The organism is Nonomuraea sp. bgisy101 (assembly GCF_057708945.1).
In genome coordinates this window covers 1-19,610 of the sequence record NZ_JBYITD010000050.1, presented here as the reverse complement: position 1 = coordinate 19,610, position 19,610 = coordinate 1, and the positions used below count along the sequence as shown (strand labels likewise).

Annotated in this window: 16 protein-coding genes and 1 tRNA gene; 9 read left to right on the top strand and 8 right to left on the bottom strand. The window is 71.6% G+C overall.

Annotated elements, in window-relative coordinates; translation table 11 throughout:
* Positions 1-101 precede the first annotated feature (101 nt).
* From AC3EO4_RS50155 to AC3EO4_RS50140, 4 genes are read left to right on the top strand one after another with little or no spacing between them, the layout of a single operon-like run.
* Complete coding sequence (locus AC3EO4_RS50155) at positions 102-410, top strand: CU044_2847 family protein (RefSeq protein ID WP_379578719.1); 309 nt, start codon at positions 102-104, stop codon at positions 408-410.
* Positions 407-2,395 (top strand): trypsin-like peptidase domain-containing protein, encoded by a 1,989-nt coding sequence (locus AC3EO4_RS50150; RefSeq protein ID WP_431903135.1) that lies wholly within the window; start codon positions 407-409, stop codon positions 2,393-2,395. Before AC3EO4_RS50155 ends, AC3EO4_RS50150 begins: the two co-directional genes overlap by 4 nt.
* Complete coding sequence (locus AC3EO4_RS50145; protein ID WP_431903133.1) at positions 2,389-3,183, top strand: hypothetical protein; 795 nt, start codon at positions 2,389-2,391, stop codon at positions 3,181-3,183. Before AC3EO4_RS50150 ends, AC3EO4_RS50145 begins: the two co-directional genes overlap by 7 nt.
* Entirely contained in the window at positions 3,165-4,064 is a 900-nt protein-coding gene (locus tag AC3EO4_RS50140) for a helix-turn-helix transcriptional regulator (RefSeq protein ID WP_379578723.1), read from the top strand. Before AC3EO4_RS50145 ends, AC3EO4_RS50140 begins: the two co-directional genes overlap by 19 nt.
* On the opposite strand, the gene AC3EO4_RS50135 is transcribed toward AC3EO4_RS50140, so the two are convergent.
* On the bottom strand, positions 4,061-4,486 hold the full coding sequence (locus AC3EO4_RS50135; protein WP_379578725.1) for an ATP-binding protein: 426 nt from the start codon (positions 4,484-4,486) through the stop codon (positions 4,061-4,063). The genes AC3EO4_RS50140 and AC3EO4_RS50135 overlap by 4 nt on opposite strands.
* Positions 4,487-4,722: 236 nt before the next feature.
* Between AC3EO4_RS50135 and AC3EO4_RS50130 the strand changes: the two genes are divergently transcribed.
* Both AC3EO4_RS50130 and thrS read left to right on the top strand, forming a co-directional pair.
* The gene (locus tag AC3EO4_RS50130) at positions 4,723-5,187 is read left to right on the top strand and encodes an adenylyltransferase/cytidyltransferase family protein (protein ID WP_379578727.1); all 465 of its coding nucleotides are present in this window, start codon (positions 4,723-4,725) and stop codon (positions 5,185-5,187) included.
* 124 nt (positions 5,188-5,311) lie between these two features.
* Positions 5,312-6,511 (top strand): threonine--tRNA ligase, encoded by a 1,200-nt coding sequence (gene thrS / locus AC3EO4_RS50125; RefSeq protein ID WP_431903130.1) that lies wholly within the window; start codon positions 5,312-5,314, stop codon positions 6,509-6,511.
* Here thrS and AC3EO4_RS50120 read toward each other — a convergent pair.
* Genes AC3EO4_RS50120 through fxsT form a run of 3 tightly spaced genes read right to left on the bottom strand, consistent with a single transcriptional unit; the run spans position 6,489 to position 11,334 of the window.
* Positions 6,489-7,454, bottom strand: a complete 966-nt coding sequence (locus AC3EO4_RS50120; RefSeq protein ID WP_379578731.1) for a magnesium transporter CorA family protein — start codon at positions 7,452-7,454, stop codon at positions 6,489-6,491. The two genes, thrS and AC3EO4_RS50120, sit on opposite strands and share 23 nt — an antisense overlap.
* An 11-nt stretch (positions 7,455-7,465) precedes the next feature.
* Positions 7,466-8,179, bottom strand: coding sequence for a DUF72 domain-containing protein (locus tag AC3EO4_RS50115; RefSeq protein ID WP_431903128.1), 714 nt, complete (start codon positions 8,177-8,179; stop codon positions 7,466-7,468).
* Positions 8,180-8,217: 38 nt separating this feature from the next.
* Positions 8,218-11,334 carry an FxSxx-COOH system tetratricopeptide repeat protein gene (fxsT, locus tag AC3EO4_RS50110; protein WP_431903126.1) on the bottom strand — a complete coding sequence of 1,039 codons (3,117 nt, stop codon included), beginning with the start codon at positions 11,332-11,334 and terminating at the stop codon, positions 8,218-8,220.
* Positions 11,335-11,421: 87 nt separating this feature from the next.
* Between fxsT and AC3EO4_RS50105 the strand changes: the two genes are divergently transcribed.
* A complete protein-coding gene (locus AC3EO4_RS50105) occupies positions 11,422-13,368 on the top strand; it encodes an alpha-amylase family glycosyl hydrolase (RefSeq protein WP_431903124.1) in 1,947 nt (648 codons plus the stop codon).
* A gap of 127 nt (positions 13,369-13,495) precedes the next feature.
* On the opposite strand, the gene AC3EO4_RS50100 is transcribed toward AC3EO4_RS50105, so the two are convergent.
* Positions 13,496-15,229: a GMC oxidoreductase gene (locus AC3EO4_RS50100; RefSeq protein WP_431903122.1), complete on the bottom strand. Its 1,734-nt coding sequence runs from the start codon at positions 15,227-15,229 to the stop codon at positions 13,496-13,498.
* A gap of 315 nt (positions 15,230-15,544) precedes the next feature.
* On the opposite strand from AC3EO4_RS50100, the gene AC3EO4_RS50095 reads away from it, so the two are divergent.
* A tRNA-Pro gene (locus tag AC3EO4_RS50095) sits at positions 15,545-15,621 on the top strand.
* Positions 15,622-15,696: 75 nt separating this feature from the next.
* Here the strand turns inward: AC3EO4_RS50095 and AC3EO4_RS50090 are convergent.
* The 3 genes from AC3EO4_RS50090 to AC3EO4_RS50080 are packed head-to-tail and all read right to left on the bottom strand — an operon-like array spanning position 15,697 to position 18,469.
* Positions 15,697-16,842: a tyrosine-type recombinase/integrase gene (locus tag AC3EO4_RS50090; RefSeq protein WP_431903120.1), complete on the bottom strand. Its 1,146-nt coding sequence runs from the start codon at positions 16,840-16,842 to the stop codon at positions 15,697-15,699.
* Positions 16,839-17,039 (bottom strand): helix-turn-helix domain-containing protein, encoded by a 201-nt coding sequence (locus tag AC3EO4_RS50085; RefSeq protein ID WP_431903119.1) that lies wholly within the window; start codon positions 17,037-17,039, stop codon positions 16,839-16,841. Before AC3EO4_RS50085 ends, AC3EO4_RS50090 begins: the two co-directional genes overlap by 4 nt.
* Complete coding sequence (locus AC3EO4_RS50080) at positions 17,036-18,469, bottom strand: replication initiator (protein ID WP_431903117.1); 1,434 nt, start codon at positions 18,467-18,469, stop codon at positions 17,036-17,038. The genes AC3EO4_RS50085 and AC3EO4_RS50080 overlap by 4 nt, the downstream gene beginning before the upstream one ends.
* Before the next feature lie 145 nt (positions 18,470-18,614).
* Between AC3EO4_RS50080 and AC3EO4_RS50075 the strand changes: the two genes are divergently transcribed.
* Positions 18,615-19,529: a GntR family transcriptional regulator gene (locus AC3EO4_RS50075; protein WP_431903115.1), complete on the top strand. Its 915-nt coding sequence runs from the start codon at positions 18,615-18,617 to the stop codon at positions 19,527-19,529.
* The last annotated feature ends 81 nt before the right edge of the window (positions 19,530-19,610 follow it).

Below are 19,610 nucleotides of genomic sequence, written 5' to 3'. Positions count from 1 at the left end.
TGCCACGAGCCGGACGGTGGAGGCAATCAGAGCACCGGCCCCGTCCTTCCGTGCGGAGTTCGACCTGGCGCCCGGACGGCGTTTGGGCCACAGTTGATCTCGTGCGAGACAGAATGCCGATCTCCCTTGGCGAGGGAGTGGAGATGTACGTCGAGGTCACCGGGGACGGCGCGGAGCGCGAGATCGCCGGTCGCCGCACCGCCGCCTCCCTCCAGGACGTGACCGACGCCCTCACCCGTTTCTCCTCCTCGCTGACGGAGTCGCTGAAGAAGAGCGGCGCGTCGCGCTTCTCCGTGGAGTTCGGCTGCGAGGTGGCCGCGGAGACCGGCAGTCTGGTGGCGGTGCTCGGCAAGGGCAGCGCGACCTCCTCCATCAAGGTGACGCTCGAATGGGAGGAGCCCGCCACGTGAGGGCGCGGCTCGCGGCCGCGACTCGCTCGGTCTGCGTGGCGCTGGAGTCGGGCGACCTGGTCGGCTCGGGAGTGTTCGTGGGGCCCGGCGAGGTCCTGACCTGCGCGCACGTCGTGAGTGACCCCGATGACCCCGTCACGGGGCGCTGGAACGAGCGGGAGCTCTCCCTCCGGGTGGCCGAGTGGCTGCCCGATCTCGATCTGGCGCTGTTGCGCTGCGACGGCGAGGTGGCGGACCTGTGGGCGGGGCTGTCGGCCGAGGCCGAGCCCGGCGACGAGCTGTGGGCGTTCGGCTTCCCTGGCGGCCCCTACCGCTCGGGCGATTCGGTCTCCTTCCGTTACGACGGCCCCTCACGCCTGCGCGGCAGGGACGACCTGCTGAGGGTGACGCACGGACGCGCCATGGAGGGCTTCAGCGGCGCGCCCGTGCTGAACTGGCGCACGGGCGGGGTGTGCGGCCTGCTGCGCCGCTCCGACCAGCCCGCGGGCGGGCCTCCAGGCGCCAGGCTCGTGCCCGTCCCCGTGATCAGGAGCGCGCTGCCGTCGCTGTCGACCGCGCCCGGCTGGCTCGGCCTGCTGGACGACGAGCAGATCGGCGCCGGCGGCTGGCAGGCGCTCGGCCCGAGGGTGCGCTCGTATCTGGCCGCCGCGCGCACGGAGGCGGGCCGCCATCCGTACGGCCTGGGCGTCGCGTTCGCGCCCCGCCTCGACACCGTCTACGTCAGCCAGCAGGCCGACGCGCTGGCGGCCACGGGCCCGGCCCGCCACCTCGACGCGGCGTCCCTGGTCGACGAGTACGGCGGCGGCCTCGTGGTCGGCGGGCCAGGTGCCGGCAAGTCGAGTCTGCTCAGGCACCTGCTGGCACTGGCGGCCGACGACCGGCGGGTACCCGTGCTCGTCCCCGCGGCGGCGCTGGCCGGCGACCTGCCGCTGCCGAGGGCCCTGGCCGAAGGCGTCTACGCGACGCTCGGATCCAGCGTGGACGATCTCGACCTGGCGGAGCTCCTGGCCCGGCATGCCGCGCCAGGCGTGCCGTGGCTGGTGCTGGTCGACGGCGTGGACGAGCTCCAGGGGCAGGAGGCGCGGGCGCGGGTGCTGCGCGCCGTGGCGAGGTGGTGGCGCGACGACCGCTACAGGTTCGTGGTCACCAGCCGCCCGCTGCCCCAGGCCGAGCTGTCCGTCCTGCACGGCGAGCGCTTCCCCGTCGTGGAGATCCAGCCCCTCGCCGACGCCCAGCTCCCCGTCCTGGCCACGCGCTGGTTCACCGCGCTGGGCCTGGACGACGTGCCCGCCATGGTCGAGCGCTTCATGACGCGGCTGTCGCTCGGTCCGCTGGCCCGCGTCCCGCTCATCGCCACCATGATCTGCCTGGTGTTCGCCGAGTCCCCCGGCAACCCGCTGCCGCCCACCAGGGCCGAGCTGTACGAGCGGTTCGTGGGGATCCTGCTGGGCAAGGCGGGCAGGGAAGGCGACAGGCGGCTGCTGACGGACGTCGCCCTCAAGGTGATCACCGAGGACGCCGACCCCGGTGACCTGGCGCCCGCCGAGATGCTGCGCCGCAGCGGTCTCATGGTGGAGCGCTCCGGCGGCTTCGCGTTCGCGCACAGGACGATCGCCGAGTACCTGGCCGCCTGCCGGCTGGCCGAGCGGCGGCCGGGCCGGTTGGCCCGCTGGCGGATCATGCTCGGCGCGGGCAGGCAGAACTCGCTGGACCTGTTCATGGCGGCGTTGCTCAAGGACAGGGGTGTCGACCTGACCGAGCCCGTCCCGCACAGGTTCCTGCTGCCCCGCCTGGCCCACGCCAGGCTGGTGGCGGCGCTGGCCCGCGAGGGCGTCGCCGTCCGCGGCGGGACGCTGGAGGCGGCCGAGCGGACGCTGCGTGAGGTCGTCGAAGGCCGCCTCCAGGCGGTGCCGGAGGCGTTGAGGGAGTTCGGCTGGAATGGGCCGACGACAGTGTCCTGGCCGCCACCTCGTTGGCGTTGCTGAACAGGTCCGCGGGTCTGGAGGCGCTCGCCCGGCTCGCCGCCGACCCGGAGGTGGGCGGCTTCACGATCCACGACGCGGGCGGGCACATGGCCGAGCTGCTCGACGTGGCGCCCGAGGAGGGGCGGGCGCTGCTGGGCAGGCAGGCGGCCGACCCGGCGAACAGGAGCCACGACCGGCTGGGCATCGCGCGCTTCCTCGGGCAGCCCGAACTGCTGCGGGCGCTCAGCGCCGATCCGAGCATGGACGACGACGACCGCCTCGCCTGCGCGAGAGATCTGGACGAGGCCGACCTGTACGCGGCGCTGCTGGAGGACGGCACGGTCGCAGTGACATGGCGCAGAGCCGCGTTCGAGCGGCTCAAGGAGCTGCGGCCCGGCACCCCCGACCCGTTTCCTCCCGCGCCGGACCAGGCGTGGGAGCGCATGGCGCACGTGGCCCGCGCCAAGGATCCCGAGCAGGCGTGGGCGGCGCTTCGGGATCCGCGGGTGCCCGCCCTGCCCAGGGTCTTCGCCTGCCTCCTGCTGCAGGACTGGTCCCCCGAGGACGGCAGGGCGGCGCTGGACGAGCTGGCCAACGATCCCACGCTCGGCGGCTTCCACCGCGTCTTCTGGGGGCAGGACCAGGCGCGGCTGGCCGCCGACCCCGGCCTCGGCCGGCAGTGGCGGGTCTTCGCCGCCGAGCAGCTGGGCGACCCCGCGCTGCTGTCGCGGCTGGCCGCCGACCCGACCTTGGACAGCCGGCATCGGCGGCGATGCGACATGATGGCGCGGTGGATCAGATCACGCTGAGCGCCTGCGCCGAGGTCGGGTTCCAGGTGGCGGGCCGTAAGGGCGCGCATGGCGCGATGCGGGCGTTACGCCGGGTGATCCCGCTGGACGCCTACGAGTTCGTCGCCTTCGACCCGGTCACGGGACGGCACCGCAGTCTGGTCTCCGACGGGCTGAGCGGCGTACCCGTCATCAGGGAACGGCGGGGCGGGGGGAGCGAGCCGTACCCGATGGACCCCGCGCAGCTGGCCTCCTACGGCTGGCGGCAGGGGCTGACCACGCCGCTGCTGCTGGCCGAGGGCCGCTACACGGGGTTGTTGCACCTGTCGGCGCCCGGCTTCCCCGAGCACGCGCGGACGGTCATGGCGGCGCTGTCGCCGACGCTGGCCCACGTCACCGACCTGACGCGGTGCGTGATCGACCCCGTCGGGCTGCCGAGCGGCTTCGCCGCCGTGGCCTTCGACCGCGGCGGCGTGGTGCGCGACGTGGCGGGCGCGGCCAGGTCGGACGTGGTGGCCGCCGACCCGGCCATCGCCGCCCACGCCCGGGCCTTCCTCGACTCTCGGGAGCTGAGCAGGCACGGCCTCTGGCAGGACTCGGGCGGCCAGTGGCGGGAGGTGCGGATGCTGCGCGCGGGCGTCGGCTCGCACGGCGAGCTTCAGGGGGTGGTGGTGGCCGAGCGGGCCTGCTGCCTGCCGTACGAGCTGACAGGGCGGGAGGTGCAGGTGCTGACCAGGGTGGCGGCGGGCGACTCCAACCCGCAGATCGCCGCCGCCCTCGTGCTGAGCGTCCGCACGGTCACCACCCACCTGGAGCACATCTTCGCCAAGCTGGGCTGCGACAGCCGTACCAGGGTCACCACCAAGGCCCTCGCGGAGGGCCTGTGCGTGATCGACCTCTAGACGCCCGCCGCCGCCCAGCCCGCGGGCACGGTGACGAGCAGCAGTTCGAACCAGACGGTGTTGACGCCGTTCTCCCTGGTGTAGCCCCAGCGGTGGCTGAGCGCCTCCAGCAACGGCAGGCCCCGCCCGTTCTGCGCGGTCGGGGAGGCGGTACGGCAGGCGCACGGCGGCCCTTCGGACCCGCCGTCCTTGACGCACACGCGCACCCTCGTCCCGGTGGACAGCACGGTCAGGGTGAAGGTGCCGCCGTCACGCGAGGCGGAGTGCACGACGGCGTTGGTGACCAGCTCGCTGGTCAGCAGCACGCTGTCGTCGTGCAGCGGATGTCCGGATCCGAGGGCGGTGGTCACCAGGCGGCGGGCCGTGGCGACCTGGTCGGGTGCTCCTGGCAGGGTCCAACTGTCGTACTCCGGCGGTTCCACGGCGACCTCCCCGACTGCGGCGACCTTGTAAGGACGCGGCGCCCCGCGGGCAGGAGGCGTCACGAAAAGGTAGGAATGCTCTTGCTGGGCGGAACCGGATCAGGTCCGGCGCCATCACGCTCCGGCCTGGCCGTCGTCGATCCGCGCTTCCTCCTCACCGGCGGGCGGGTCGTCAACCGGGGCGGCCGACCGAGTACGCTGCGATCGGATGAGGCGACTGGAAGGGGAACCTGGGCGTGAGCAGCCTGGAGGCCGTCTGGGTGCAGCCGTACGAGCAGCCTGGCGCAGCGGTCGTGACGGGTGTCTTCGACATCCTGCACGTGGGCCACGTCCGCTACCTGCGGTCGGTGGCCGAACGCGGCCTGCCGCTGGTCGTCGGCGTGGAGGACGATCCGCGCGTGCGCGCGTGGAAGGGCCCGAGCAGGCCGCTGAACCCTGCCGCCGAGCGGGCCGAGGTGCTGGCGGAGTTGCGCTCGGTGTCGGGGGTGTTCATCGTGACCGGCCCGCCGGAGGCGCACGGCCCCGAGGACTACATCGACCTGCTGGCCCCGATGCAGCCCGGCGCGCTCGCGCACACGGCGGGCGATCCGCACGCGGGCGGCAGGTGCGCGGCCGCGGCGCTCCTGGGCGCGCGCTGCTGGGAGCTGGAGATGATCCCCGGCCGTTCGACGACCAGGATCGTCAACGCTGGGCTAGGATGACCCCCATGCAGCGCGCCATCGTCACGACGACGCCGGACCCGTTCCCGGCGCGCTGATTCCATGCTCCCCGGGCGAACGCCCGGGGATCGCTGGTCGTTCGCCCTCGTTTTCCGAAGGGTTCATCATGAACGACCATCGAAGGCTCGGCCGCGAGCTCGACCTCTTCGACACCCACCCGCTGATCGGCTCGGGACTGCCGTTCTGGCTGCCCGCGGGCGCCGCCGTGCGCAGGGCTGTCGAGGACTACGTGCACGAGCTCGAACGCCGCAACGGCTACCAGCACGTCAACTCGCCCGTGCTCGGCAAGCGCGAGCTCTACGAGAGATCGGGGCACTGGGCGCACTACAGCGACGACATGTTCCCCGCGATGGAGGTCGGCGGCGAGCAGTTCGTGCTGCGGCCCAGCCTGTGCCCGCACCACGCGCTGATGTTCGCCGCCAGGCCGCGAAGCCACAGGGATCTGCCGCTGCGCCTGGCCGAGCTCGGCGGCATGTACAGGGGCGAGCTGTCGGGCGTGCTGGGCGGACTGTCGAGGGTGCGGGCCATCCAGCTCAACGACGGCCACGTGTTCTGCCCGCTGGACGCCGCCGCCGCCGAGGTGTCGGCCGCGCTCGACCTGATCGAGGCCGCCCACGGGCAGCTCGGCGTCGTGCCCGCCCGCTACCGCCTCTCGCTCAGGGGCGACGGCGCCAAGTACGTCGACGACCCCGCCATGTGGAGCAGCGCTGAGGCCATCCTGCGGGAGGCGCTGCGTGCCCGGGGCCGCACCTTCGACGAGGAGCGCGGCGAGGGCTCGTTCTACGGCCCGAAGATCGACATTCAGGTGGTCGATCCTCAGGGGCGCGAGAGCACCCTGTCGACCGTCCAGGTCGACCTGTTCCAGCCCGGCCGCTTCGATCTGTCCTACATCGGCCCCGACCAGGCGCTCCACCGGCCCGTGATGGTGCACAGGAGCCTGGTCGGCAGCCTCGAACGCCTGATGGCGCACCTCGTGGAGATCCACGGCGGCGCCTTCCCCGCCTGGTTCGCGCCCGTCCAGGCGGTGGTGCTGCCCGTCACCGACGCCGAGGTCCCCGCGGCCGAGGAGCTGGTACGGCGCGGCGTGGCAGCGGGTCTGCGCGCGTCGATGGCGGCGCCCGACCACGGCACCCTGGGGGCGCGCATCAGGTCGCACAGGCTGGTGCCCTACCAGCTGGTGGTCGGCCCCGCCGAGGCGGGGCTGGGCGAGGCGGCGCTGCGGCTGCGCGACGGCAGCAGGCAGGAGGCCAGGCCGATCGCGCAGTTGCTGGCCTGGATGGCGGCTAGAGCCAGCCCCGCTTTTTGAACGCCACGTAGAGCACCCCCGACGCGATCACGATGATGATCGTCGAACTCCAGAACCCGCTGCCCGACCCGAACCCCGGGTACGGCACGTTCTGGCCGTAGTAGCCGGTGATCATGGTGGGCACCGCGATGATCGCCGCCCAGCTGGTGAGCTTCTTCATGATCTCGTTGAGCCTGAACCCCTGCTGTGACATGTGGGTCTCACGGAGGTTGCTCATGAGTTCACGCAGGTTCTCGGTCCACTCGGCCACGCGCAGCACGTGGTCGTAGAGGTCCTGGTAGTACGGCGCCATCTCCGGCGTGGCCAGCAGCTGGTCACGCCGGAACAGCGTGTTGACCACCTCGCGCATGGGCGCGGCCACCTTGCGCAGCCCCGCCATGTTCTTGCGCAGGGTGAACATCCTCCTGGCGTCCTCCCTGGTCATCGGGCGCTCCTCGAACAGCTGCTCCTCCAGCTTCTCGACCTGCTCGTCGAAGTGCTCGACCAGCTCGAAGTGCGCGTCGACGACGTAGTCGAGCAGGCCGTGGAGCAGGAAGGAGACCCCGTTCTTCGCCAGGGCGCCGGCGGCGTCCCATCGGGCGGTCACCTTGCCGATGTCGAAGTGCTCGCTCTCGCGCACGGTCACCAGGGCGTTGCGGGTGGCGAAGGCGTCGACCTCGACGGAGTGGAGCCTGCCGTCCTCCAGGTGCAGCCAGTAGGAGGTGATGAACAGGTGGCTGTCGTAGACGTCGACCTTGGGCCGCTGGTGCTCCTGGAAGACGTCCTCCACCGCCAGCGTGTGCAGCCCCAGTTCCTCGGCGACGCTCTCCAGGTCGGCGGCGGTGGGCGCGCACAGGTCGAACCAGACGACGTTGCCGGGGTCGGAGACGTGGTCGGAGACCTCCGCGACGGGAAAGCCCTCCGACACGAGGACGCCGTCGCGATAAAGGCGGGTTCGCACCATGACCGTCCACCTTAGACGAGCTCGGCGAACCGCGCGGCGTTGCGTACGGCGGCACCTCCTGGATCGTTGTTGAAGTAGACGTAGGCCTCCCGCCATCCGGCCTCGTGCACGCGTCGCGCCCATGTTCGGAGCGCGGCCTCGCCGTACGCGGGCCTGGGGGTGGCCCTGCCCTCGTGCAGCCTGACGTAGCCCCACCTCGCGGTCCGCCACGGCGGGTTCAGCACCCTGCTCTCCCTGTCGGCCCAGCACAGCGCCGCCTCGCGGGCCTCCAGCACGCTCCTGACCTCGTCGGTCCACCACGAGGGATGCCTGAACTCCACCGCCACCCGCACCCTGCGCGGGAAGCAGGCCAGGCAGCGGTCGAGCTTGCCGGGGTCGGCCTTGAGCGTGGGCGGCAGCTGCAGCAGGATCGGGCCGAGCTTGCCCTTCAGGCCCTCGACCGCGGCCATCAGCCGTTCGACCGGCTCCTCGGGGTCGGTCAGCCGCTTGATGTGGGTGAGGTACCTGCTGGCCTTGACCGCCATCACGAACCCGTCGGGTGTGCGCTCGGCCCACTCCTCGAACGTCCGCGTGGACGGCAGGCGGTAGAAGGCGTTGTTGCTCTCGACCGTGCGGAAGTGTTGCGTGTAGGTCTCCAGCCACAGCCGCTGCGGCACCTTCTCCGGGTACAGCACGCCCCGCCAGTCGCGGTACTGCCAGCCGGAGGTCCCCACGAGCGTCTCCATGCCGGGCCCCTACCCCTGCCGGGGCGAGCCAGGCGGCCTCAGCCGGATCCGGCGGGCAGCGACGGCGAGCCTCCGCCGCTCTGGAGGGCGTCGGGGCCGTAGGCGGCGGACAGGATCCTCTCCGCGCGCGTACGGCACTCGGCCGCGGCGGCCAGGTCGTCGAGGTGCTCGTGGACGGCGGCCAGGTCGAGCAGGGCGCGCCCCACGTCGGGATGGCCGGGGCCGAGCGCCCGCTCGGTGCCGGACACGGCCCGTTCGAGCAGTTCCCTCGCCTCCACCACGCGGCCGCCGAGGAGCCTGGCCACGCCGAGCCTGCGCGCGCCCAGCTGGGCGTGCGGGTGGTCGGGGCCGAAGACCGAGGAGAAGACGCTCATGGCCCGTTCCTGGTGCGCCTGGGCCATGTCGTGGTCGCCGATGTCCTGGTAGACCAGGCCGAGGTTGGTGAGCGGCATGCCGACCTCGCCGTGGACGGGGCCGTAGCAGGCCTCGAGGATGGCGAGCGCGCGCTCGTGGCTCATCCTCGCCTCGTCGAAGCGGCCCACCAGGCGCAGCGCGTAACCGAGCTTGTCGAGAGTGTGGGCCACCTCGGGGTGCTCCTCGCCGTAGACGCCGGCCAGCAGCGCCAGCGCCTGCTCCTGCAGCTTGATGGCCTCCTCGGCGCGGCCGGCGTCCTGCAGCACCAGGCCCAGGCCCGACAGCGCGTGGGCGACGTCGGGGTGGCCGGGGTCGAGCAGGCTGCGGGAGGCGGTCAGCGACCTGGTCAGCCACTGCTGGGCGGCGGCCAGGTCACCGGCGAGCCACGCGGCGAAGCCCAGGTCGCGGCCGATCCTGGCCAGCTCCCTGCCGTCGGCGTCGTCGCGGGCGGCCAGAATGCCGTGGCCGCGTTCCAGCGTCTGCCTGGCCTCGGGCAGTCTTCGCTGGCAGACCAGCACGTCGCCGAGGCGTTTCAGCACGTAGGCGACGCCCGGATGCTCGGGGCCGAAGGCGCCCTCGGCGAGTGTGAGCGCCTGCTCCTGCGCGGTCCTCGCGCCCTCCAGGTCGCCGACCACCTCCAGCAGCTTGCCCTGCTCGGTCAGCACGGCCGCGAGATCGGAGTCGGAGCCGCCCGCGCGTCGCAGCAGCGTCAGCGAGGTCTCGAACAGCCACGCCGCCCTGTCGAAGGCCGCGCGCGTGGTCAGGTAGCGGCCCGCGCCGCACAGCAACTGGGGAAGGGCGGGCGGCACGGTGTCGAGGTTGTCCGACTGCCCCGCCAGGTGGATCAGACCGGGCAGCACCTCGTCCCAGTGCGGCCAGTTCGTCGGGTTCTCCGGATCGGCCGGCGCCGTGGCCTCGACCAGATGGACGCCGCGCAGCAGCCACTCCTGCCGGCCCTCCCGCGACAGCGTGGCCATGGCGGCGACGCTGACCATCTTGTGCATCCGCAGCCGTCCCCTGTCGCGGTCGACAAGGGAGTGGCGCAGCAGGTGGGCGATGGCGTCCTGCAGGCCGACCTCGTCGGCGACGGCCGCCTCCAGGGCGGGCGGCAGCACCCCGGCCAGGCCGCGCAGCAGCCGCAGCGACAGGCCGTCGCCGCCGAGGCACGCGCACAGGTAGAGCAGCTCGGTGGCCGAGGCCGAGGCGGCCCGCACGCGCTCGAAGGCGAGCTGCCAGGCGGTGGAGAAGGTCTGGTCGCGCTCCCCCGCCCTGCTCAGCAGCTTGTCGGCCCTGCGCCGGAACAGGTCGGCGTACTCCTCGAAGGTCATGCCGGTCTGCTCGCTGTAGGCGGCGGCCTGCTCCAGGGCGAACGGCAGGTCTCCGAGCTGGTCGGCCAGTTCGGGCGCGCCCGAGGAACGCCCGGGCAGGCCGAGGCGCCGCTCGAGGAAGGCGACCGACTCCTCCCTGGAGAACGGGTCGATCCGCAGCGGCACGGCGTGCAGCCCCCACGCCGGGTTGCGCGAGGTGATGATCACGTGGCCCTCGCCGCCGTCGGGCAGCAGCCGTTCGAGGAGCGAGGCGTCCTCGACGTCGTCGAGGACGATCAGCCACCTGCCCATGCCCGCCAGCCTGTCGCGCAGCGCGGTGACCAGCTCGCCCCTGTCGGCGCGCTCGCGGACGCCCAGGCGCAGCGCGAGGTCCTCCATGGCGCCGGCCAGAGCGAGCGGCTCGGCGGCCGAAGCGCGCCACGTCACGTCGTAGTCGGCGGCGTTCCTGTGGGCGTACTCCACGGCCGCCTGGGTCTTGCCGACGCCGGCCAGGCCGTACAGGGCGACGGCGCGGCTGGAGGCCAGCGCGCGGCCGAGCTCGGCCAGCAGGTCCTCACGCCCGGAGAAGACGCGGTTGCGGGCGGGCAGGTTGGAGACGCGGCGCGGGGCGGACGGCCTGGCCGACCGGGAGGGGGCCGCGCCCTGCGTGTGGGCGGGAGCGGTCAGCGAAGGGTCGTGGGTGAGGACGGCCTGGTGCAGCGCCTGCAGGGTGGGAGCGGGGTCGACACCGAGTTCGTCGGCCAGGACCCTGCGCACGCGCTCGTAGACGTTCAGCGCCTCACCCTGCCGCCCGCACCGGTAGAGCGCGGTCATCAGCTGGGCGGCGGAGCGTTCCCTGAGCGGATGGCGGGCCACGCGCTGCTCGAGCCTGGGCAGCACCTCGGCGTGACGGCCGAGCGCCAGTTCGGCGTCGGTGCGGCCCTCCTCGGCCGCGTAACGCAGCTCCTCCAGCCTGATCGCGTCGAACTGCGCCCACGGGTCGGCGCCGAAGTCGGCCAGCGCGGGGCCGCGCCATAACGCCAGCGCGCTGTCGAGCACGGTGACGGCCTCGCTCCAGTCCTGTTTGGCCAGCTCGTCCCTGCCGCGCGTCACCAGGCTCTCGAAGCGGTGCGCGTCGACCCGCTCGGGGTCGATCACCAGACGGTAGCCGGGCCCGTGCGACTGCAGCAGCGCGGTGCCGCCCAGCGTCCTGCGCAACCGGGAGACGTGGGCGTGCAGGGTGTTGGTGGCGCTGCGCGGCGGACGCCCAGCCCACACCTGGTCGATCAGCTGGTCGGCGCTGAGCACGTCACCGTGGTGGAGCAGCAGCACCGCGAGGATGGCCGCGCGCTGGTGACCGCCGAGCGCAGCAGGGATGCCGTCGACCAAGACCTCGAGCGTGCCGAGAATCCCGATCTCCACGCGGGCTTCCATGCTGCGCTTCCCTTCTGAATGCTTGCAAGCGACTGTAACGCGTCACACATTGGGCTGAAACCAAACGAATCTGGAGGTGCGCCACCTATGGCGACCGTCGAGGAGATCGTCGGCCAATCCGCGCCGCGCAGGATCGGGGAGGCTCCGTGGCCTGAGCGGCAGGATTACCACCCTTCCCCCGTCGACTGGCGGAGTGAGGTCATCTACTTCCTGCTCCCCGACAGATTCAGCGACGGCAGGGAGACCGAGCGCCCGCTCCTGGACAGGACCGACCTGTGGGCCGCGAGGCCCCAGGGATGGCGCTGGGACCGGTGGGCCAGATCAGGACGGGAACGCTACCAGGGCGGCACACTGTCGGGGGTCGCTTCACGGCTGGAGTATCTGGACGATCTGGGCGTAACGGCGCTGTGGATCGGTCCGGTGTGGAAGCAGCGCCCCGTCGCCGGCGTCGAGGGCGCCCCTGCCGAACCCGACGACTACCACGGCTACGCGGTGCAGGACTTCCTCGAGGTCGACCCGCGCCTCGGCAGCCGGGCCGACCTGGTCGACCTGGTGAAGCAGGCGCACGCGCGCGGCATCAGGGTCATCCTCGACGTGCTCCTCAACCACTCGGGCGAGACGTGGGACTACGACCTCGGTGAGGAGGGGGCGCCGCGCTACGAGCGGCGCCCGCCGTACAGGGAGAGCCCGCCCTACGCCTTCGGCGCGTGGCGCGACGGTAGGGGCGGCAGGCTGCCGCACGGGGCCTCGCCCTCGCTGCCCGACCACGGGGTCTGGCCGGAGGAACTGCAGCACCCCGACGCCTACACCCGGGCCGGCGGCGACGGCGGTGGTTTCGGCCCTGGCGGCGACGAGGACCCGAACGCCCCCTACAGGAGGGCCGACTGGTTCAGCCGCGACATCGACATGCCGAGCAGGCTGCAGACGATGATCCAGATCTACAAGTACTGGATCGCCCTCGCCGACCTCGACGGCCTGCGGGTGGACACGCTCAAGCACGTCCCGCTCGAACACGCGCGCGCCTTCTGCGGGGCGATCAGGGAGTACGCCGAGCAGCTCGGCAAGTCGAACTTCCTCATCGTCGGCGAGGTGGGCGGCGGCGACACCATCCAGGAGAAGTATCTGAAGCTGGTGGGGCAGAACCTGTCGGCCGTCCTGGAGACGGGCGAGACCCGGGCGACGCTGCGCTCGGTCGCCGAGGGACAGACCAGGGCCGAGGACCTGTTCGGCCGCTTCACGCTGCCGCTCGACATCACCCACAGGGCGCTCGGCAGCCGCTACGTCTCCATGCTCGACGACCACGACGACCTGGCGATCTTCCCGCAGTCACGGTTCGGCTCCGCCGAGTCCTCGCCCTCGCGGACGGTCGTCGGCGCGGGCCTGCTGCTGTTCCTCCTCGGCATCCCCTGCCTGTACTACGGCATGGAGCAGGGCCTGACCGGGCCCGAGCAGGAGGAGCGCAAGTGGCTGCCCGGATGGGGCGTCAGGGATCTGGCGGGCGACATCTACCTGCGCGAGGCGATGTTCGGGCCCGACCATCCACGCGTCCTCGGCGGGCACGCCCCCGACCCCGACCTGCCCGGCTTCGGGCCCTTCGGCACCTCGGGACGCCACGTCTTCGACCAGGACAACGACGTCTACCAGCGCGTCAGGATGCTGCTGCGGGCCCGCAAGGAGCACCCCGTCCTGTCGGCGGGGCGGCAGTACCTGCGCAGACTCGGCAGGCAGGACGGCTCCTTCACCGCGCCCGAACCCGGCGAGGTGGTCGGCTGGTCGCGCATCCTCGCCGACGACGAGGCGCTGTGCGTGATCAACCCGGGCCACGCCTCCCGTACGGCGAGACTGCACGTGGACGCGGGGATCAACGCGGGTGTCACGGCGTTCACCGTCGTCGCGAACACGGCGGAGGTGGGCGGCGGCACCAAGCACCCCGTCGGGTCGACGGTGCCCGTACTCGCCGCGCCCGACGGGGCCCGCTACGTGGAGATCCACGACCTGCCGCCGCTGTCGGTCCTGGTGGCCGTCAACCGCTGACGGCCCCGCCGGGGGCGACGGTTCGCGCCGCCGCCCCCGGCGGATCAGGCACCCGTCCGCAGGCCAGCAGGACGGCGGCCACCGGGAGGGAACGGGGCACCGGCCCACCGCCCTCTTCGGCGGCGCGTCAGCCGTTGACGAGCCGGTCGGACAAGCGCATCGCGAGCGCGGCCAGGGTGAGCGAGGGGTTGGCGGCGGGCGAGGTCGGGAAGACCGACAGGTCGCACACGTAGAGGTTGCGCCTGCCGTACACCCTGAGGTCGGGGTCGACCACGCCGGTGGCGGCGTCGGCCCCGATGCGCATGGTGCCCACCTCGTGGCCCACCGCGCCGAGCGTGGAACGCATCGGCTGGGGGTGCAGCGGCGTACCGCCGACGGCCGCCATCACGGCGGCGCCGACCTCCGCCATGGTCTCCTCCAGGCCGGGCACCTCGACGTGGTGCATGACGAGGCGGGGGCGGGCGCTCCTGCCCTCGCCGCGCACCTCGACGCTGTTGCGCTCCTCCAGCGGGACCGCGGTGAAGAAGACGACCTCGCACGGCATGTCCGCCTCGTCGAGGTCGAGGTCCTCGTCCACGTGGTACTGGTTGAGGTTGACGCCCATCTCGACGACGGCGTTGAACGGCGTCTCGCCCGCCGTACCCCTGAGCAGGAGCTTGGCCGCGTCCCTCGCGCTGTAGCCGGGCGCGCCGTCCTTGACGGAGAACTTCCAGTAGTAGGTCGGGTGGTCGGTGATGCCGCGCCCGACCAGCTCGTGCTCCAGCCCCGCGTTGTGGGCGAGCACCGGGGTGCCGACCGTGCCGCCCGCCAGGATCACGCTGCCGCCCTCGGCGAGCCTGTACGTCCGCTGGACGCCCGCCGCCAGGTCGAACGCCTCGACCGCGGTCACCGCGTCGCCGTCGAAGACGAACCCGCAGACCTGGTGGTGGAGGTTGACGTGCAGCCGGTCGGTCCACGAGACGCGCAGCACGTCCTCCATGAGCAGCGCCGCGGTGGAGAAGATGCCGGAGGGGATGCCGAGACCGTTGACCGAGGCGTGCTCGGCCGCGAGCATGGCGTCGTCATCGGCCAGGTCGGGCAGGTGACCCTTCAGGAGCGACTGGATCGCGCCGCACAGCGTGTCCTGCGGCATGGCCGTGCCGTTCAGCAGATCCTCGGCCCTGGCGTACCAGGTGCCCTCCAGGTCCTGCCTGATCCGCTCCGGCCACCCCGCGAACTCGGCCGGCGTCATCCGCGGCACCAGCGCGCCCCAGAACAGCGACCTGCCGCCCAGGCAGAACGCCTGGGCCACGTCCATCGGCTGGTCGGTGTCGTAGCGCCTGACCTTGAACTGGTTCCACAGGTCCCAGACGCTGCGGTTGACATAGGGGCCGTGACGCCTGGGCAGGTTGCCGACATGCGTCGGGAACAGGTAGCCGCCGGCCTCGAGGACCAGCACCCGCGCCCCGCCGTCACTGTCGGCCATCAGGCGGTGCGCCAGCGTGCCGCCGCCCGTGCCGCTGCCCACCACGATGTAGTCGAAGAGCTGGTCGGCCGAGACCGGAGGAAAATGCACGCGCGCGGCCAGCGAGTCGGCCACAGGGATGTCGTCAGGCTGCTCGAACAGGTCGCCCAGGCGGCCCTTCATCGTCGCCACGTGCTCGCCGTCCACCACCCGGTTGGGCCCGCGCTCCCAGGCGCCGTCGCAGCGGAACTTGAACTCCACGGGGCCCTCGCCCTGAAGCTCGACGCGCCACTCGTCGGCTCCCCTGACGTACTCGCACGGAACGTCCGCCTGCCAGCCGTCCAGACCGCTGCGGACCGACAGCCTCGCGTCCGGCCTGACGCCGCCGCCGCGCAGCACGATCGTGAGAGTCCCCATCTTCGTTTACCTCCCGCCTTCAAAGGATCTCACTGCATGGGGCTTTCATGACGCTTGTGAACGGCTACAAGGTCCTGACAACCGGACGGGGGGATCCTGGGTCCAGGCGGGAGCGCGAACCGGGAGTGATCACGGGGCGCCTGGGGGAGGCGCGGTTCGTTTCCCGCCCCACACAGCGACGGGGACCGGCGAGGGCGGCCGGAGCGGCGGAGGCACCTCCAGCCGCTCCGGCCCGAGCTCGCCTTCGATCGTGGTAGTGTTTTCCACGCAAGGCCGCCGCGGAACGCCTCCCAGAGAAGGTTCCGAGGGGCTTGGCGGGACGTAGCGCAGCTTGGTAGCGCACTTGACTGGGGGTCAAGGGGTCGCAGGTTCAAATCCTGTCGTCCCGACCAGATATTCGCTGGTCGATGAGGGTGTCATCCGGAAGGGTGGCACCTTTTCGCATTCCTGAGTGACTAACTGCGTGACTATCGGGTGAAGAGCTCATCCATCACCTCAGCTCCGCCGAGCAGGACGGGGCGGATCTGCTTGCGGTAGACCGCCTCGGTGACGGCCGTCCCGCTGTGGCCCACGAGCCGGGCGATCTCCTCCAGCGGGACGCCGGAGTCCGAGAGCAGCGAGACGAAGCTGTGCCGCATCTCGCGTGGCGTCCAGTAGTAGGCGCGCAGGCCCGCGTCCTTGATGATCCTCCGGAAGGCCCGCCGCACGTTGTGCGCGTCGAGCGGAGTGCCGACGAGTGAGGCGAAGACGAGACCGTGATCTTTCCACTTCTTGCCCGCGTCCGCCTTGTCCTGCCGTTGCTGTTCCCGGTGCGCCTTGAGCGCCTCCACGCACCGCTTGGGCAGCGCCAGAGATCGTCGCGACCGCCGGGTCTTGGTGTCACCCCCGGCGCGTACCGACCGCCACACGGCGATCCACGGTGGGACGTCCTTGTCGGGATCTCCGACGAGATCCACCTCCTCCCAGACCAGCGCTCGCAGTTCCTCCGTCCGGGCGCCGATCAGCAGCGAGAGGACGACGTAGGCGTACATCCTGGTCCCCTCGGCCGCCTGCACGACGGCCACCGCCTGGTCCAGGGTGAGCGACTTGGACGGGCGCCCCTCTCGTCCTTCGGGGATCTCGGACAGGCCGACGACGTTGCGCTTGACCTTGTCGCGTGCCTGGGCGAACTTCACCGCCCGGTTGAGGCAGGAGTGGAGAAGCCGAACCGTGCGGGTGCTCAACACCTTGGCCTTGCCGATCAGCCACTTGTCGACATCTTCGGCGCTCAGCTCCCGCAGCTTTCGCGCGCCCAGGCCCGGGATGATGTGCTTCTCGCAGAGCGTGCGGTAGTTGGTCACCGTGTTGGGGTCGCGGCCGTGGAGACCGTACGTGAGCCAGCTCGTCACTGCCTCGGCGACCGTGTAGTGAGCCGGACCGCTGGCGAGACCGTCATCGTGATCACGGATGATCTCTTTCAGCTTGGCCTTGGCTTCGGTCTTGGTCTTGCCGCTGGCCCTCTTGACGATGCGCTTTCCGGCCGGGGTGTAGCCGACCGTCACCGAGGCGATCCAGCGCTGGCGTTGCTCGTCCCAGTGCAGGCCGCCGTCTCCTCTGCTGCGTCGCGTGGTCATGATGCCTCCCGTTCGAGTAGGGCGATGTAGTCGTCGATGGCCGAGGCCGGGATCAGCCGGGTCCGGCCCTGGGTGACCGAGCGCAGGCGGCCCGATCGGATGAGTTCGTAGATCACGCTGCGGCTCAGGCTGAGCAGGCGCATGGCGTCGCACACGCGGTAGAGCCGCCGCGAGTGGATCAGGATGGGCGCGCTCATGACTCCTCCCGCTCTGCGGCGATGCGGCGGGCGGTCTGAACGCGCTGGCGGATGTGTTCGGCGATGATCGCTTCGCCGGGGGTGTAGCCGATTCCGGCGAAGCGCCAGTGGCCCAGGACGAGGGTGGTGGCGTCGTCGAGGGCGGGCAGGCCGTGTTGCTGGCGGGCTTGCGCGGCCCGATGGCGAGTGCGTGCGCTTCTTAGGTCGCCGAGGTTGAGGGAGTAGGCGCGGCTCTTGCTGGAGAAGTGGCCGCGGAACCCGAGCATGTGCGCCCACGGCCGCAGCCGCAGGCCCTTGAACTCGGGGCGGGCGCCGAGCTCCCAGCAGGTCCGGATCATGGCGCGGGCGTGGTCGCTGACCGGTAGCGCGTCCAGGTGCAGGCCGGGCTTGAGACCGGTGCCGTGACACAGAGCGCACGACGCCATCAGGCTGGTCCAGCCATGCCCCCGGCAGGCCGGACAGGACAGCCGGTAGTCGATGGTGCCGGAGGCTTCGGCGCCCTTGGTGGCGTACTTGGCGATGTAGCCAGCCACCGCGCGTTCGCTGAGCCCGTCGGCGCGGGGGTTGAGGAGGATGGGGCGGATGTCGAGCTGATCGCCCCAGGCGAGGGTCCACCGCCCCAGTTCGCTCGCGGGTGAACGCAGTTCGACGGCTTGCGCCGCAGGGGGGATCGCCCGGACCAGCAGGTGGTGATCCGCCCAGTCCGGTGGTGGCTGATCGCGTCCGTCCGGGCCGTCGAGGCGGATGATGGCGTGGAAGTGGACCAGGCCACGCCGCTGGTACTCGGCGACCTTGGCGAAGGAGACGCGTACCAGCTTGGCGAAGGTACGTCGGCTCGCCCCTGTCTGGTCTGCCAGGGCTTGCCGCAGGGCCAGGGTGAAGCGGTGCCAGAGCGCGCCCGCGTGGGCCTGCCACAGCACCGCCCCTCGGTAGTCGTAGCAGCCGGGGCAGAGCGGCTGACCGAGGCGGTCATCCTGCGGATGGTGGTGGGTGTGGCAGCCGACCGGCCGCCCGTGCTCGCACACGGCGCCGGGCTTACGGGGGCGGCAGGCGCGGCCGTCGCGATGGGAGTGAACGGGACCGAACGAGGGAGCGGTCAGGGTGACGAACGCCCGGGGGTGGGCGCTCACGGTCTCGGGGACGCCTTTGCCGCCGGACAGGCCCGCGCGGATGAGGTGGAAAGTATCGGCCTGGTAGACCTCAGAGCAGGCCGGGCAGACCGAGGCGCGGCGGTTGCCGCAGGCTTTGAGCAGGTGGCCGCCGGGTTCGTCGACGGTCTGGTAGTCGTGCAGGATCTCGCCGGTTGCGGCGTGGACGATGGCCGAGCCGCCGCTCAGGTGGACGGGTCGGGCGCAGCCGCCGGTCGCGGCGACCATCCGTTGCCATCGGGCGTATGCGGGGTCGTTGATCAGGCGTGCTAAGTCGGACATCCAGTCGGGTTGTGGGGCTGTCATGGCGCATCACCGTCCTCTCGTCTAGGCCGCTCCAGTGCTTCAGCATGTAGTACAAGTTGTGTCATGCTGACATCGTACGTCATCCTGTAGTACAAGTGGAGAGACGAGCGGAGGAAAGTACATGGAATTCGACGACACTCCCGACATCCCCGACGAGCCCACCGGGCAGACCGACGACTCCATCTGGCGCGTCATCGCCTCAGCCCTGCGCGCCGACATCCTCGACGGCCACTACACCCCCGGCAGCCCCCTGCCGAGCGAAACCCAGCTCGCCAGCCGCTACAGCGTCTCCCGCCCCACCGTCCGCCAAGCCCTCAAAACCCTCGTCCTCGAAGGACTGGTCACCATCGTGCGCGGACGCGGCACCTTCGTCCGCACCATCCCCGACCGCTTCCTCATCCTGCTCGGCGCCGAACCTCGCCCCGACCTGGTCGACCTGCGCTTCAACGAGATCAACCAGTCCTGGGGGTGGCTCCGCCTGCCCATCCCCGGCGAAGACGACGGCCAAGGCGGCGAGATCTACGGCCGCTCCCTCACCATCCCCGCCAACCGCGAGATCGCCGCCATGCTCGGCACCCGTCTCGGCCACAAGGTCATCCACCGGCTCAACCTGTGGATGCACGTCAAGAAGCGCTTCATCGAGGTCAACTCCTACACCAACGCCGACGTCATCCCCCCACCGGTGAAGAGGAACGGCCGCGTCCAGCCCAGGAACGAACCGTTCTACGAGCTGATCCAGGCCGACCGGGGCCCGATCGAGTGGTTCACCACCGTCACCGCCCGCATGCCGTACGAGACCGAACGCCTGCGCCTGCGCCTGGAAGTCGGATCGCCCATCCTGCTGATCCGCCGCATCATGCTCAGCCGCGACGGCCAGCCGCTGGAGGCCACCGAGATCAAAGCCGCAGCCGAAGAGTTCGAGACCACCACCATCAGCGAAGCCGCCATCGACCACACCCACACCCAACCCGCGACCGACGAGCAGACCGGATGGCCGGAGATGAGCCCGGACGGCCCGATCGTGCTCGCGCTGTGACTGGCTCAGAGTTTCTTTACTGGGTCAAGGGCTCGCTCCGCTCGCCACGCCGCCGCCCGCTCCGGGCGGCCTGGGGGGCGG

Coding starts and splice junctions, on each gene's coding strand:
- fxsT (WP_431903126.1), bottom strand. CDS start 11,334: ATGGAAGCCCGCGTGGAGATCGGGATTCTCGGCACGCTCGAGGTCTTG.
- AC3EO4_RS50080 (WP_431903117.1), bottom strand. CDS start 18,469: ATGTCCGACTTAGCACGCCTGATCAACGACCCCGCATACGCCCGATGG.
- AC3EO4_RS50085 (WP_431903119.1), bottom strand. CDS start 17,039: ATGAGCGCGCCCATCCTGATCCACTCGCGGCGGCTCTACCGCGTGTGC.
- AC3EO4_RS50075 (WP_431903115.1), top strand. CDS start 18,615: ATGGAATTCGACGACACTCCCGACATCCCCGACGAGCCCACCGGGCAG.
- AC3EO4_RS50120 (WP_379578731.1), bottom strand. CDS start 7,454: ATGGTGCGAACCCGCCTTTATCGCGACGGCGTCCTCGTGTCGGAGGGC.
- thrS (WP_431903130.1), top strand. CDS start 5,312: ATGAACGACCATCGAAGGCTCGGCCGCGAGCTCGACCTCTTCGACACC.
- AC3EO4_RS50100 (WP_431903122.1), bottom strand. CDS start 15,229: ATGGGGACTCTCACGATCGTGCTGCGCGGCGGCGGCGTCAGGCCGGAC.
- AC3EO4_RS50105 (WP_431903124.1), top strand. CDS start 11,422: ATGGCGACCGTCGAGGAGATCGTCGGCCAATCCGCGCCGCGCAGGATC.
- AC3EO4_RS50090 (WP_431903120.1), bottom strand. CDS start 16,842: ATGACCACGCGACGCAGCAGAGGAGACGGCGGCCTGCACTGGGACGAG.
- AC3EO4_RS50115 (WP_431903128.1), bottom strand. CDS start 8,179: ATGGAGACGCTCGTGGGGACCTCCGGCTGGCAGTACCGCGACTGGCGG.